General features: G+C 41.8%; 17 protein-coding genes and 1 pseudogene. 5 read left to right on the top strand and 13 right to left on the bottom strand.

Translation table 11 applies throughout. The annotated features are described in order from the left end of the window. Positions 1 to 144: 144 nt before the first annotated feature. The 3 genes and pseudogenes from M3205_RS23750 to yugI form a co-directional block, all read right to left on the bottom strand. Positions 145 to 363 (bottom strand): annotated as a pseudogene (locus M3205_RS23750) (group I truncated hemoglobin); the annotation flags it as partial. A gap of 88 nt (positions 364 to 451) precedes the next feature. Further along, a complete protein-coding gene (gene nhaC / locus M3205_RS23745; RefSeq protein ID WP_251172136.1) occupies positions 452 to 1,879 on the bottom strand; it encodes a Na+/H+ antiporter NhaC in 1,428 nt (475 codons plus the stop codon). 243 nt (positions 1,880 to 2,122) lie between these two features. Then, on the bottom strand, positions 2,123 to 2,521 hold the full coding sequence (yugI, locus tag M3205_RS23740; RefSeq protein ID WP_251172135.1) for a S1 domain-containing post-transcriptional regulator GSP13: 399 nt from the start codon (positions 2,519 to 2,521) through the stop codon (positions 2,123 to 2,125). 275 nt (positions 2,522 to 2,796) lie between these two features. On the opposite strand from yugI, the gene M3205_RS23735 reads away from it, so the two are divergent. Then, entirely contained in the window at positions 2,797 to 3,165 is a 369-nt protein-coding gene (locus M3205_RS23735) for a helix-turn-helix domain-containing protein (protein ID WP_251172134.1), read from the top strand. A 103-nt stretch (positions 3,166 to 3,268) separates the two neighbouring features. Here M3205_RS23735 and M3205_RS23730 read toward each other — a convergent pair whose 3' ends face one another. Continuing rightward, on the bottom strand, positions 3,269 to 4,444 hold the full coding sequence (locus M3205_RS23730; RefSeq protein WP_251172133.1) for an aminotransferase: 1,176 nt from the start codon (positions 4,442 to 4,444) through the stop codon (positions 3,269 to 3,271). Then, on the bottom strand, positions 4,444 to 4,947 hold the full coding sequence (locus M3205_RS23725; protein WP_251172132.1) for an Lrp/AsnC family transcriptional regulator: 504 nt from the start codon (positions 4,945 to 4,947) through the stop codon (positions 4,444 to 4,446). Before M3205_RS23725 ends, M3205_RS23730 begins: the two co-directional genes overlap by 1 nt. Before the next feature lie 176 nt (positions 4,948 to 5,123). Here M3205_RS23725 and M3205_RS23720 point away from each other — a divergent pair, with 176 nt between their 5' ends. Then, positions 5,124 to 5,966: an alpha/beta fold hydrolase gene (locus tag M3205_RS23720; RefSeq protein ID WP_251172131.1), complete on the top strand. Its 843-nt coding sequence runs from the start codon at positions 5,124 to 5,126 to the stop codon at positions 5,964 to 5,966. Between the two features lie 39 nt (positions 5,967 to 6,005). Here M3205_RS23720 and M3205_RS23715 read toward each other — a convergent pair whose 3' ends face one another. Further along, a complete protein-coding gene (locus M3205_RS23715; protein WP_251172130.1) occupies positions 6,006 to 6,266 on the bottom strand; it encodes a DUF1871 family protein in 261 nt (86 codons plus the stop codon). 114 nt (positions 6,267 to 6,380) lie between these two features. Here M3205_RS23715 and M3205_RS23710 point away from each other — a divergent pair, with 114 nt between their 5' ends. Further along, a complete protein-coding gene (locus M3205_RS23710; protein WP_251172129.1) occupies positions 6,381 to 7,550 on the top strand; it encodes a MalY/PatB family protein in 1,170 nt (389 codons plus the stop codon). 240 nt (positions 7,551 to 7,790) lie between these two features. Here the strand turns inward: M3205_RS23710 and M3205_RS23705 are convergent, their stop codons facing one another. From M3205_RS23705 to M3205_RS23680, 6 genes are all read right to left on the bottom strand, one after another. Further along, positions 7,791 to 8,153 carry a hypothetical protein gene (locus M3205_RS23705; protein WP_251172128.1) on the bottom strand — a complete coding sequence of 121 codons (363 nt, stop codon included), beginning with the start codon at positions 8,151 to 8,153 and terminating at the stop codon, positions 7,791 to 7,793. 187 nt (positions 8,154 to 8,340) lie between these two features. Further along, a complete protein-coding gene (locus tag M3205_RS23700) occupies positions 8,341 to 8,667 on the bottom strand; it encodes a nuclease-related domain-containing protein (protein ID WP_251172127.1) in 327 nt (108 codons plus the stop codon). Between the two features lie 128 nt (positions 8,668 to 8,795). Then, positions 8,796 to 9,170 (bottom strand): PH domain-containing protein, encoded by a 375-nt coding sequence (locus M3205_RS23695; protein WP_035332043.1) that lies wholly within the window; start codon positions 9,168 to 9,170, stop codon positions 8,796 to 8,798. 99 nt (positions 9,171 to 9,269) lie between these two features. Continuing rightward, complete coding sequence (locus M3205_RS23690) at positions 9,270 to 9,833, bottom strand: superoxide dismutase family protein (protein WP_251172126.1); 564 nt, start codon at positions 9,831 to 9,833, stop codon at positions 9,270 to 9,272. Positions 9,834 to 9,955: 122 nt separating this feature from the next. Then, the gene (locus tag M3205_RS23685; RefSeq protein WP_095243641.1) at positions 9,956 to 10,165 is read right to left on the bottom strand and encodes a hypothetical protein; all 210 of its coding nucleotides are present in this window, start codon (positions 10,163 to 10,165) and stop codon (positions 9,956 to 9,958) included. Between the two features lie 75 nt (positions 10,166 to 10,240). Beyond that, positions 10,241 to 10,972 carry a peptidylprolyl isomerase gene (locus M3205_RS23680; protein ID WP_285886925.1) on the bottom strand — a complete coding sequence of 244 codons (732 nt, stop codon included), beginning with the start codon at positions 10,970 to 10,972 and terminating at the stop codon, positions 10,241 to 10,243. Between the two features lie 122 nt (positions 10,973 to 11,094). Here M3205_RS23680 and kapB point away from each other — a divergent pair, with 122 nt between their 5' ends. Next, positions 11,095 to 11,475 carry a kinase-associated lipoprotein KapB gene (gene kapB / locus M3205_RS23675; RefSeq protein ID WP_251172125.1) on the top strand — a complete coding sequence of 127 codons (381 nt, stop codon included), beginning with the start codon at positions 11,095 to 11,097 and terminating at the stop codon, positions 11,473 to 11,475. A gap of 39 nt (positions 11,476 to 11,514) precedes the next feature. On the opposite strand, the gene kapD is transcribed toward kapB, so the two are convergent. After that, positions 11,515 to 12,135 (bottom strand): 3'-5' exonuclease KapD, encoded by a 621-nt coding sequence (gene kapD, locus M3205_RS23670; protein ID WP_251172124.1) that lies wholly within the window; start codon positions 12,133 to 12,135, stop codon positions 11,515 to 11,517. Positions 12,136 to 12,376: 241 nt separating this feature from the next. Here kapD and M3205_RS23665 point away from each other — a divergent pair, with 241 nt between their 5' ends. Continuing rightward, on the top strand, positions 12,377 to 12,919 hold the full coding sequence (locus M3205_RS23665) for a hypothetical protein (RefSeq protein WP_251172123.1): 543 nt from the start codon (positions 12,377 to 12,379) through the stop codon (positions 12,917 to 12,919). The last annotated feature ends 132 nt before the right edge of the window (positions 12,920 to 13,051 follow it).

The raw sequence follows: 13,051 nt of genomic DNA, 5'->3' as shown, positions 1-13,051 counted from the left end.
ATCCCGTTGAATTGGATTATGTTTAGAAAGCATATTAATCACCTCAAGCATTGTATTACTTCTATTTTAAATCAAAAAAGACTCCCGACAAGTACGATTTTCATCGAGTTTGTCGACAGTCTGAAAGCTCCCCACCGGGAGCTTTTATTTGTATAAAATATCATCTCGAAGCGCTGCTACATGAGTCAACGCTTCATCTATATCCCTCTCACTCACTGCGAAATGCGCAAGTGCATCATGCAGATGCCTCGCAATCGCATCAAAGTGTTCCGGCTGCAGATTCATATACTCATGTGCTTTCGCCATGGAATTGCCTGAATATTGATTAGATCCCCCAAGAGCATAGCTAATGAACTTAGCTTCTTTTCAAAAGGCTGTTTTCGCAAAGTTGTTGCTATTTATATTATATTTACTGAGTTGATTGGAGCGGAATGGATACGGAGCCTGGAATTTAAGATGCTAAATGATCTTTTTCTTCTATTTTTTTTCGCTCCTGGTCACTCATGAATGTTATTTTGTAGCCAAGCATCGCAAAGATGATAGCCAGGATTGGAACAGTGAAATTTAAAATGGCGTATGGTGCATATTCAAACGGATGAACGGCCAGTGTTGACATAATAAATACCGCACAAGTATTCCATGGAACAAAAACGGACGTGACGGTACCTCCATCTTCAAGGGCACGTGAAAGATTTTTTGATTGCAGATTTTTATCCTTAAATGCCTGTGTGTACATCCTGCCCGGCAGCAGGATTGAAATATACTGCTCCGCAGCCGCTACATTGGTAAAGAAGGCAGATAGCACAGTAGTAGCCACTAAGCTCCTTGCTGAACGGGCCAATTTCAGGATCTGTTCAACAATGGCTTTTAGCATGCCGGTCTGCTCCATAACTCCACCAAAGGACATTGCTACAATCGTAAGGGACACAGTATACATCATATCGTCAATGCCACCTCTATTAAATAGCTCGTCCACCATCGCGTTTCCTGATTCAATCGAAAACCCGCCCTGGAGTGTATTCACAGCATCTCCTACAGCCCCGCCCTGTACAAAAATATGGCATAGCCAGCCAAGGAAAACACCCACCTCAAGTGCAGGCAATGCAGGCACTTTTTTTGCCACTAATCCTATAACAATTAAAGGAACCAGTAATAGCCAAGGAGATATGACGAAACTTTCTGATAATACATTCATTACCTCGGTAATTTTTTCATTTTTTACACCATCCCCGCCAAATTGCCTTCCCAAAAACCAATAAGCAACAATGGCAATAGCCAGCGCCGGAATGGTGGTATAAAACATGTGCTTTATGTGATCAAAAAGATCTGTACCTGTAATTCCTGCAGCCAAATTAGTCGTGTCTGACAGCGGAGACATTTTATCTCCAAAATAAGCACCTGAAATTATAGCCCCTGCCACCATTGGTGCCGGTATGCCCATGCTGATACCGATGCCCATTCCAGCAACGCCTATCGTTCCCATAACAGACCATGAACTCCCGATTGCAAGCGCAACAATCGCACAGATGATGCAGATGGACGCCAAAAACATTGAGGGTGTCATCAACTTCAGTCCATAAAAGACCATGGTGGCTACAATTCCTCCGCCAATCCAGGATCCAATAGTCAAGCCTACCATTAAAATAATTAAAATAGCCGGAAGTGCCAGCTTAATGCCTGTATAAAAACCTTCCTCAATATCATTCCACTTATAATTAAAACGCCAGGCAATGATAGCGGAGACAATCGTTCCGGCAATTAAAGGCACATGAGGGCTTCCCTCAAATTTTACAATCGTAATAATCATAGCAGCAATCATTACCAGCAGCGGCAGCACTGCAAACCAGAAGGGTATTTTCTTTCTTGTTGCTTCTTTCATAATGTTCCTCCTCTTAAAGTTACACGTCTGTTGGTTTAATTATTGCAAGATTAATGCCAAGATATAAAATTCAAACATTCTTCAGACTATTTAGCCAAAAAAAATTCAATTCCCATCCGTATATGTATGTAAGCACGCAAAATAATTTGTCGAGCGCCCGCTCATTTTGCATAATAAAGCAAATATTCTTTGCACCAAGGTAAAAATAAAAAACCGGGCAACAAAACCCGGTTTCCATTTTTATTACTTCTTAATAAGATCCTCGCGCTGGGATTGGTCAATCCACTCTTGAAGCTTATCTTTAAGTGTATTGAATCCCTGTGCAGATTCGTCTTCCATTTTAATTGGAGCAGCCTGGCGCTTGCGAGGCTTTTTGGCTTTCGCTTCTGCTTGAGGCGCTTCTTCTGTTGCACGAATTGATAAACCAATTTTTCCTGCTGCTTCATCAACAGAAAGAACCTTAACTTTTACTTCATCGCCCACTTTAAGATGCTCATTAATATCTTTTACGAAACCATGAGTCACTTCGGAAATGTGAACTAATCCCTGTGTATTCTCATCTAGTGCCACGAACGCACCATATGGTTGAATACCCGTTACCTTTCCTGTAATAACACTGCCTACTTCAATTTTCTCAGACATGAAAACACTCCTATTTAAATTCAAATTTTATCTTTTATACGCAATAAAAAATTATATCACAACTTAATCAAAATATCAAAAGGAATTCAAATGGAAACCCCATATTTTTATCCCCTAAGGAATCACAGACTGCATTCATTATAATTAAACAATCAGCAAAGAATATGTAGACATTCATTTTGTTTGTTAACTAAATGTTCATGAAGTACAAAGAGGATCTTACGTTTACCATGATAAAATATAGTTAAAAGAAATCGTTAACGGGAGTGATGGATATGTCAAATATAGGTCTCAACATTAAAGCTTGCCGCGAACGTGCAAACATGACCCAGCAGCAGCTCGCATTAAAAGTGAGAGTGGGGACGGGAACGATTGCAAAATACGAGAATGGAGATCAGATCCCGGATACACAGACTGTACTAAGAATCTCAACAGCCCTGGATATACCTGCTTCCGAACTGCTTGAACAGGAACTGCAGAAGGGCAAGTCTGGAATCGATTATGAAATCGAGCAGCTTGTGCGTAAAATTGGCACAAAAAAAGCAAAGCTTATCTTGCGGAAAGCTAAGGAATTCAGTGAGGAAGATTTCCTGCGTGTCATGCAAATGCTATATGAAATTAAATATGATCAAAAAGTTTTATAAAAGGGAGTATATAAAAAGGGAATACTGGTTAGCCTTGAAGTATAAGGCTTTCTAGTATTCCCCCCTTTTTGAAGTTGACAATCTGTTGTGGATTGTCCTTTTTTTATGCCTTCGGATTTTGCTTTACAAAATGGCTGATTCTCTTAATCGCTTCCTGCAGAAGTTCCATGGAAGTGGCATAAGAGCAGCGCACATGGCCTTCCCCGCTTTCGCCAAAAATATTGCCTGGCACGACAGCTACCTTTTCCTCCAGCAGCAGCTTTTCTGCAAATTCTTCAGAAGAAAGCCCGGTACTTTCAATAGATGGGAAAGCATAAAAGGCTCCACCTGGCATATGGCATGTTAACCCCAATTCATTCAGAGACTGAACAAAATAATTCCGCCTGCGCTTATAGCTCTTTTTCATATCCTCGACATCTGATCTGCCGGTCTTCAAGGCTTCAAGTGCAGCAAACTGTGCCATTGTAGGTGCGCACATCATTGCATACTGGTGAATTTTCAGCATTGCCTGCGAGATCTCCTCAGGAGCGCAGATAAACCCCAATCTCCAGCCTGTCATAGCAAACCCCTTTGAAAATCCCGAGATTAAGATAGTTCTTTTCTTCATTTCTCTGATGGCGGCAAAACTCGTATACTCATCATCATATGCAAGCTCCGCATATATCTCATCAGATAGAACCAGCAAATCGTACCTTTCAGCAATTTTTGCAATAGCGTTCAGTTCATCTCCACTTAACATTGTTCCAGTCGGATTATTGGGAGAACAAAGTATAATGGCCTTCGTCCTGGAGGTTATTGCGTTTTCCAGCTGCTCAGGCAATATTTTAAACCCATTCTCCTTTAAAGTCTGGACCTGGACAGGCACACCTCCTGCAAGAGTTACTAAAGGAACATAGGAAACAAAACTTGGTTCCACCACAATTACTTCATCACCCGAATCAAGGATAGCCCTTAAGGATATATCCAATGCCTGACTCGCTCCCACTGTAACGACAATTTCACTTTGAGGTGAATAAGATACTCCAAAGCTTTTCTGCATATAAATTGCTATTTCCTCCCGCAGATCCATTAAGCCAGCATTAGCCGTATAAGAGGTGTACCCCTGCTCAAGGGATAGGATAGCTGCTTCACGGACTGACCAGGGTGTAATAAAATCCGGTTCCCCCACCCCAAGGGAAATAACTCCTTCCATTCCGGCAGCAAGGTCAAAAAAGCGGCGAATCCCGGAAGGCTTCAGCTCTTCTACCGTTTTGGATAAATAAGATTTAGTTTCCTTCATTACGGTGACACCACAATTCGTTTGTCATCTTCATTTTGTTCAAAAATAGTTCCGTCATGCTTGTATTTTTTCAGGATAAAGTGTGTTGTTGTCGACAAGACGGAATCGAGAGTCGACAGCTTTTCTGATACAAATCGGGCGACCTCATTCATGGAATGGCCTTCAATGATGACTGAAAGATCATAGGCGCCTGACATTAGATAGACAGATCTCACCTCTTTGAAACGGTAAATTCTTTGTGCAACTTCATCAAATCCTACCCCGCGCTTTGGAGCGACCTTCACATCAATCATAGCGGTAACTCCCTCATGGCCATCCACCTTTGACCAGTCAATAACAGAATTAAAGCGCACAAGCACTTTCATTTCCACAAGTTTATCTAAGAGGGTTTCCGTCTCCGCCACAGTTAATTGAGCCATTTTTGCAATGTCCTCAACCGGGATTCGCGCACTGTTATTTTCTAAAATTTCAAGAACTTCGATTTGCTTTTCAGTTAATTTCAAAACTTGTCGCTCCCATCCTTTAGTGATTTACTCTATAAAATAGTTACATTATAGCAAAAACTTCGAAAAATAAATGTGTCACTTTCATTATTTATTAATTTCTTTAAAATCATATGTGTCAAGATTAAGATTAAGGGGAAAATATTGTGAAACTGAGTCTAGGAAGGGGAAGGCCCATGGAACAAGCGACATTTTCAGGAACAGAGCCCATTAATGGAACAGATGTTTATTATGAATACTATAAACATGAGTCCTCCAGGAATACCCTGGTTCTACTGCACGGTTTTCTTTCATCCACCTTTAGCTTTCGCAGGCTGATTCCTCTGCTGCAAACGGATTTCAATGTGGTATCGATGGATTTGCCGCCCTTCGGCAAAAGCGGGAAATCCCAGCAATTCGTCTACTCCTATAAAAACCTGGCGGATACGGTTATCCGGTTATCAGAAAAACTGGGCTTTGAAAAAGTCACATTAATAGGGCATTCCATGGGAGGACAGATTGTTTTAAATGTTGCACATTCCAAGCCTGATCTGGTTGACCAGGCCGTACTGCTGTGCAGTTCCGGATATATGAAACGAATGAAGCCTCATATTATCTTTTCAAGCTACATACCATTCTTTCATTTGTATGTGAAATTATATCTTCAGCGCTCAGGAGTAAAACAGAATTTAAAAAATGTTGTATACGATCATTCCATGATTGATGATGAAATGCTCTATGGCTATTTGTCGCCCTTTTTAGAAGACGATATTTTCCGGGCCTTAACCAGAATGATCCGCGACAGGGAAGGCGATATGCCTGCCGCTGCATTGAAGAAACTAGAAACGCCGTGCCTTCTAATATGGGGAGAACATGACAGGGTCGTTCCGCTCCATATCGGGAAACGACTGAATAAAGATTTAAGGAATTCCAAACTAGTGGTACTAAAAGATACCGGTCATCTCGTGCCAGAAGAGCGGCCGGAAGACGTTCTTATGCACATCCGGAGTTTTGTAAATTCCGATCAAGTGTGCAGATGAAAAAGGCAGCCCCCGGGACGGAGAGCTGCCTTCTTCACTTTACAAAGCGCAGGAGCCATTATTCTTGATTTCAAGAAGACGCCCGGAAATTTCTATGCAATTTTCCAATGGAATGACTTCCTCAAAGGAAAATTCATATATGGATTGAATCTTCCTGGCTAATTTCAACTGATCATTCAGATCATGGGCTGCCTGGACACAATCCGCAATTTCAGTGTCATAGTTGCCTGGCCCCACTCCAAACGGATCCCATTGATCCAGTGTATAAACCAGCAAAAGATTTGTTTGCTGAATTTCCATTTCTATCACCTGATTATTATTCGGCTGAATGAAGCCGCAATATTTTAATTTTTAGCATCAATATCATATCATAGAGGCAGGATACATAAAAGAATTCTCAAGGCGGTGACAGATTTGAATCGTTTTAATTTCCATCAAAAAATCAGCAGGGAAAATACAGCTTCTGTTAAGTGGGATCGGACCAGGGAAGTTTTCGGCAGATCCGATGTATTGCCGATGTGGGTAGCGGACATGGATTTTCAGCCACCAGAGGAAGTAAAGAAAGCCATAGAAGACAGAATAGCTCATGGAGTCTACGGATACACGTTTGCTCCTGATTCAACCGCAGACTCTATTGGGCAGTGGCTATACAGGCGGCATGGGTGGAAAATCAATAATAAGTGGATTTTATACAGCACAGGAGTGGTTCCCTCCATCGCAACTGCGATCCAGGCTTTTACGGAAAAAGAGGAGAAAGTATTGCTCCAGTCCCCCGTATATACTCCTTTCTTTGAGATGATTAAACAGAATGGCCGCAAAGTCGTAAATTCTCAGCTGAAGCTCGAGAACGGCCGGTTCGAAATTGATTTTGCCGATTTTGAAGACAAATTGAAAGAAGGAGTGAAACTATTCCTCCTATGTAATCCGCACAATCCGGGCGGCCGCATGTGGACAGAAGAGGAACTAAGGAAAATAGGGGAGCTATGTGTAAAATATAATTGCCTTATTCTTTCAGATGAGATCCATTCTGATTTAGTTTATAAAGGCCATAAGCATTATCCCATTGCTTCAATGGAACAACCATTTGCAGACATTTCGGTCACCTGCATAGCTCCGACAAAAACCTGGAACCTTGCAGGGATTCAAGCTTCAGCTGCCATTATCAGCAATGAGAAGCTGCGAAAGGCATTCCAGGCAGAACAGCACAAGCAAGGATTCTTTACGCTGTCGGCCTTTGGCATCATTGGCATGGAGGCGGCTTACCGCCATGGAGAAGATTGGCTCGATGGTCTGATGGATTATCTCGCTGAAAATAAACGAACAGCAGCTGAGTTTATTGGCGAGCACCTTCCCGATATTCGCCTGATGGAGCCGGATGGCACCTATCTCTTATGGCTGGATTGCCGCGGATTGGGATTAAGTGATGCCGAACTGCGCCAAAGGCTTTTGGAAAAAGGAAAACTCGCATTGGAGCCCGGCCCGAAATACGGCCAGGGTGGTGAGGGCTTCGTCCGGATGAACATTGCCTGCCCGCATGAAGTATTGGCGGAAGGGCTGGAGAGGCTGAAGAAGGCTTTTGAGTGATAGTATGTGGTGGCACGGCTGGAAGGCCGTGCTTTTTTTGCGTTGCGCGGAAATTGAGGGTAGCCGGTCTGATGAAGTCCCTTTTTCACAGGTCGTTCCTCATTGTGGACGTTTTCCATCTAATTAACTACTATTTTCTCTGGTCACTCCACATTTTCGGCGCTATCCCCTCTGATTAATTACCAGTTTCTCTAGTCGCTCTCCATTTTCGGCGTTAATCACCTCAAACTTATCCTGTATTTACCTTCTTTGATAATATGATGCTTTCCCCCTCCCTTTTTTCTCATAATTACTCACTAGTATCCTCCGTACAGTCTTCCCAGACCCTCCACCATCGCACCAATCCACTATCGTATTTGTAGTAATTTTCCTATCTGGAAACAGAATCTTAAATTCATTCACACCTCGGAGTATCGCAGTGTCCACCTTTTCTTTCAAACCACATCTCTCGCATATTAAGTAACCCAGAGAAAAGGGGGTCAAGAACGAAGAACCGGAATCACAAAGAATCCCTTTTCTCCATTGCCTATAAGTGAACTCTGGAATTCTCATGTAGGGATTCTCTTTCAGACAGCGGGCATTTAACTGCTCCACAAGCTTCATGTTTCTGAGTATTGCAGCAGTTGAAGTGTTTTTTATTTTCTCAAGAAATCGTTTTAGCTGTGAAGGAAATACTGCGGAAAGATTTAGTGGAGCCTGATAAAGCTGAAATCCGGGGTTGATAAATATTAGATGAGATTTGATGGGAAGATGAAAGCCAAGTTCTTTAAGGAGTCCTCGCAATAGTGTTTCACATCGCTGCTGCTGAAGAAGGGGATTTTTCTATTTCCGTTTTGGACAGAAGGGAGTACCACCTTTCATTTTCTATGTAATAGTCACCTTCGTAGTTTTTTACTTCAAAGACAAAAAGAGTGCTGCCGTTGATAAGGAGAGTATCGATTTGAAAGTGGGTATTGCTGCTTTCCAGCAGGAGATCATTTAGAATGAAAAAATCGTCGTGTAAATCCTGAAGTTCCCTGTCAAAATGAAGCTCGCCTGCATACCCCTTCTCTAAAAGCAGATACTGATTTTTATCCTTCAAAGGCAGTTCAAGACGAATGGTCAGGACGCGGAGCAATTCCAGATCCCTTGGTTCGAAACGGGGTCTATTATTGATATTTCACCTCTGGTAAAGAATTAATTTCATCTTATGAAATTTTTTCCATAATCACAAGTAAAATCCCCTCACGCTTCAAGCAAGGGGATTTACAGTACATATTCAGCAAGCACGCTCTGCACTTCGTAGATGTTCAAGTTTTTATTAAAGTGTTTTTCAATTGGTTCATCTGATCCTGAGATCCAAATTTTTAATTCGGCCTCCAGATCGAAGCTGCCTGCAGTTTCAATGCTAAAATGGGTAATGTTTTTATAAGGGATGCTGTGGTACTCTATTTTTTTCCCTGTGATTCCCTGCTTATCCACCAGGATCAGGCGCTTGTTTGTAAAAATGAATAAATCACGAACCAGCCTGTAGGCTTTTTCAACCTGTTCACTTGGAGCAAGGACGGCTGAAAATTCGTCCTGGACCTCCTTAATGTCCGCTTCTGATGCATTGCCGATAAAGCCATCGAAAATTCCCATTTAACCAACCTCCATTATAAGGTTTAACTCCATTATACGGATTGTCAGGAAGAATTCCCAGTGATAAAGGCTTTCCCTTCCCGGAAAGCCTTCGCTTATTTATTCTTCTGTTGACTGATCATCCTGTGCCTTTTTTTGCCCTTCTTCTTTTTTATCTTTTGAAATACGGCCGCATGCAATGCGTTCTCCGGAATCTCCTGCCGGCTGGGTCATGCCATCATCCGGCCCGTCATGGATGACAATGGAGGTCCCTTCCTTTGTCAGCAGTGAAGTTTTGTCTTCTTTTAAGGTGACCTGAGGCGCCATAAAATCAATCTTAACTTTGCCGTCATCCTCGACAATCAGGTTAGGAAGATCCCCCGCATGGGATCCTTTCGGGTGAAGCAGACCATGCTCCTTATTGTCAGGATTGAAATGATTCCCGGCGGATGTGAAATCAGGGGGTTCGCATTTTGCTTCTTCATGGATATGGATAGCAAGCTCACCCGGCGGCAGTCCGCTCAGATCTCCGGTTAATTTTACACCGCTAGCCTGTTCCTGCACCTTAATGATGCCTAATGAATCGCCTGCAGCATTATACATTTCAACTTCTGTATTTGTTATGTTCTCTTCCCCGCAGCCGGACAGAAAAAGAACAAAACCCAGCATCAAAGCTTTTCTCATGATTGAATCCTCCATCAAGACAATTTGCCTTTAGTGTTGCCCAATCACATTCTCAATAAACCAAAAAATTGAAAGCAGCGCAGAATAGTTATCTAAGTTAACAAAAAAAGAAGAACAGCCGCTCAGCTGTTCCCCTCTTGTCTATTTTGCCTCTCAATGCGCTCTTCAAGCTCTTTCGCCTTTGCTGCTTCGCGCCTTGATGCACGGATAATTAATCTCATGGTAAGAATGGCCCCAATTAAGAAGATGGCAAACGTTAAAGCTGCCGGGCCGTATTCTGATTTATCTTCAGGAAAATACAAAAACAGTGACAGTACATACCATTGCAGCACTCTAATCAATCCTTTCTGCTAAAAGCAGTGTCCATTAAATTATTATATCAGCAATGGCTGCACAGTCCAATGAACTTATTTCAATACCTCAATCTTTTCAATGACCACATCTTCTGCAGGCTTGTCCTGTGCGTCTTTTTCAACCGCTGCGATGCTGTCGACTACATCCATTCCCTCAACAACTTGTCCAAAAACGGTGTGCTTATTGTCAAGCCAAGGTGTACCGCCTTTTTCATAGGCTTTAATGATTTCTTCCGGATATCCTTCCTTTTCCATTTCTGCTTTCAGGCTTGGATCAAGTGTCGTGTTCTGAACAATAAAGAATTGGCTTCCGTTTGTGTTGGGACCGGAATTCGCCATGGATAAAGATCCGCGGATATTATAAAGCTCATTGGAGAATTCGTCCTCAAATGCTTCACCGTAAATGCTTTCGCCACCCCTGCCGGTTCCATCAGGATCGCCGCCCTGGATCATAAAGTCTTGAATGACACGGTGAAAGATTAAGCCATCGTAGTATCCGTCTTCACTGTGCTTAATGAAATTTTCAACAGCTTTCGGGGCCTGGTCCGGGAAAAGTTTAATTTTAATATTCCCTTTTGATGTCTGCATTTCCACCAGTCTTTCATTCCCCTGGACTTCTTCAGTCAGCTGCGGAAAATTGTCAGGTGTTTCACTTGACTTGTTATTTGCCTGTTTTTCTTCAGTCTCAGATCCATTTGCATTGTCCGCTTCTTTATCAGTGCTTGTCCCGCATGCTGACAAGATAAACATCAGAATTAGAATGGGAGTAAACATACGCCATTTCATTGTTTTCCAGCCTCCTATAAAAAACTAATCACATTTTAGCTTACCTGATTTATTGAAAATTTGCACTTTGTTTTTTCAGGCTTCATAATAGGGCTAAAGAAAATGAAAAAGGAGAGGTTAGGTTGGCAGAAGTATCGATAGGCGACAAAGTAACAGCCATCTATAAAACAGGCAAATATATCGGGGAAGTGACTGATATCCGGCCGCAGCATTACCTGGTCAGAGTGCTGGGGGTCCTGAAGCATCCGATGCAGGGCGATTTACATAATCCTAAAGAAGCGGACGTGATGCTTTTTCATGAACGCCGCGCGCTTGCATACAGAGAGCAAACCAATGTGCCTAAGCAAATGGTAAAGCCTTATGCAGACGAAATACCAGATTATAAAGATTCGCTGCAAATAGCACTGGATAGAATGAGAACTGAGCTGGAAGGAGATTCTTCTTCATGGGCTGAGCAAAGCATAAGAAATCTCGACTCATTGGAGAAAGACTATTTTAAGTAAAATGAATACAAGCCAAATCACTTTGATGGATTTGGCTTGTCAGGCAAATTTATTAAACAGCTTCGAGAAATCTACCCGGTCGCCTATTGTCGTAGGTTCCGGCTTTTGCAGATACTTTTTATCCTTTTCTACCAATCTGAAAATATTGTAAGTCGTTAAGGCATCATCCAGAGCCCGGTGATGTTTTCCCGTTCCTTCCTTGCCGTATTCCTGAACGGCTTTCCATAATCCTGTCTGATTTTGGTCCCCAAAGAATCGCTTATATTCCATCGAAAGGTCCACTTCCCTGCCCCTGAAGGGAAAATCCACTCCAGCCTGGATGCAATTATTTCTAAGTACCTTCATATCCATATTTCCCCACGTAACGATTGTGCAGGAACGATTTCTGTTCATATCCTTCATTTTCTTAACAAGTTCAAGAAAATCCATTCCCTGGTCTACTTGTTCCTGTGATATATGCAAAAAGGATTTGCACCTCTCGGACAATGTCGGAAACCGGATAGGAGTTACATATGAAGAGAACTCTTCACAAACCTGATTGCTGATAACAGATACAATGCCAGCCTCGATAATTTCCGGAAAAAAACCTCTAAAAGCACTGCCTTTATCAGGCATGGTAAATTCAAAGTCAATAAATAGGTATTGATGTTCCTCCCCCATGTTTTCACCTGCTTTACTTTAAAATTTACGGACTTAATTTCTTATATTATAGCATGAAATATTTCAATTTTCTGATCAAAATGTTTTTATGCTGGAAATTTCCCATTGCCCTCCTTTTCTAGCTATCTATTAATGGAATAACCACCCGCCAATCTGTATATTTCTATTTTTCCCGGCATAAACATAAACCATATTCTAGTTATTTAAGGGACAAATAGAGAAAAGAAAAGGGGGGCAGGAAATGAAAAAAGGTATATGCTGTTTTATGTTTGCAGTCCTACTGTCAGTGGGATCCCTAATGACTGCGAAAGCTGACGATGCTGAAAAAGAATTTGAAGACATACTGGAAGATCAGATTCGCAGCACAGTTCATTATTACAGCGAAGACTCCTTTTCAGTTATTGATGCATATGGTATGCAGGGAAAGGTAACAAAAACCGTTACATCTGATGACCCGCAAACATCAGAAAATGAAGAGGTTATTGAGGAGTATACTTCCCATATCGGCATTGTTTTTTTGGAAATGGAACAGAAACGGGATGGCTTATTTAAATTTAAGAAAAAAGATTTCTTTTATTATGATTTTGATAAAAAAGAGTTTCTGACTGCATCCAATGTGCTTGGGAATGAATCCATCAGAGAATTTTTTGAACGGTATGTTGACGATATCGAAAAAAGCATTACCCCCTTCTCCAAGTTACTCCTCCTGTTCTTCCTTTCATTTATCATTACGGTTCCGCTATTCATCATGATTTTTCAAAACCGCAGCGGCATTAAAACTTAATACAGCAAAAAGGGGCTGGGACAAAACTAGCTTCAGATAGTAAGAAAGGTGAATTTGAGTGCGCTCAAATTCACCTTTCTCTTATTTCAGGGTATTAATTCTTTAAATTCTTATTTTTTGGCAGTGAATTTC

Origin of the sequence: Cytobacillus firmus (assembly GCF_023715565.1) — a bacterium.
GTDB lineage: Bacteria > Bacillota > Bacilli > Bacillales > Cytobacillaceae > Cytobacillus > Cytobacillus firmus_C.
This window is presented reverse-complemented; position numbering and strand designations above follow the sequence as displayed.

Bases quoted from the DNA above. Each gene is read 5' to 3' on its own strand.
- nhaC (WP_251172136.1), bottom strand. From the start codon at position 1,879: ATGAAAGAAGCAACAAGAAAGAAAATACCCTTCTGGTTTGCAGTGCTG.
- yugI (WP_251172135.1), bottom strand. From the start codon at position 2,521: ATGTCTGAGAAAATTGAAGTAGGCAGTGTTATTACAGGAAAGGTAACG.
- M3205_RS23735 (WP_251172134.1), top strand. From the start codon at position 2,797: ATGTCAAATATAGGTCTCAACATTAAAGCTTGCCGCGAACGTGCAAAC.
- M3205_RS23730 (WP_251172133.1), bottom strand. From the start codon at position 4,444: ATGAAGGAAACTAAATCTTATTTATCCAAAACGGTAGAAGAGCTGAAG.
- M3205_RS23720 (WP_251172131.1), top strand. From the start codon at position 5,124: ATGGAACAAGCGACATTTTCAGGAACAGAGCCCATTAATGGAACAGAT.
- M3205_RS23715 (WP_251172130.1), bottom strand. From the start codon at position 6,266: ATGGAAATTCAGCAAACAAATCTTTTGCTGGTTTATACACTGGATCAA.
- M3205_RS23705 (WP_251172128.1), bottom strand. From the start codon at position 8,153: ATGAAGCTTGTGGAGCAGTTAAATGCCCGCTGTCTGAAAGAGAATCCC.
- M3205_RS23695 (WP_035332043.1), bottom strand. From the start codon at position 9,170: ATGGGAATTTTCGATGGCTTTATCGGCAATGCATCAGAAGCGGACATT.
- M3205_RS23690 (WP_251172126.1), bottom strand. From the start codon at position 9,833: ATGAGAAAAGCTTTGATGCTGGGTTTTGTTCTTTTTCTGTCCGGCTGC.
- M3205_RS23680 (WP_285886925.1), bottom strand. From the start codon at position 10,972: ATGAAATGGCGTATGTTTACTCCCATTCTAATTCTGATGTTTATCTTG.
- kapD (WP_251172124.1), bottom strand. From the start codon at position 12,135: ATGGGGGAGGAACATCAATACCTATTTATTGACTTTGAATTTACCATG.
- M3205_RS23665 (WP_251172123.1), top strand. From the start codon at position 12,377: ATGAAAAAAGGTATATGCTGTTTTATGTTTGCAGTCCTACTGTCAGTG.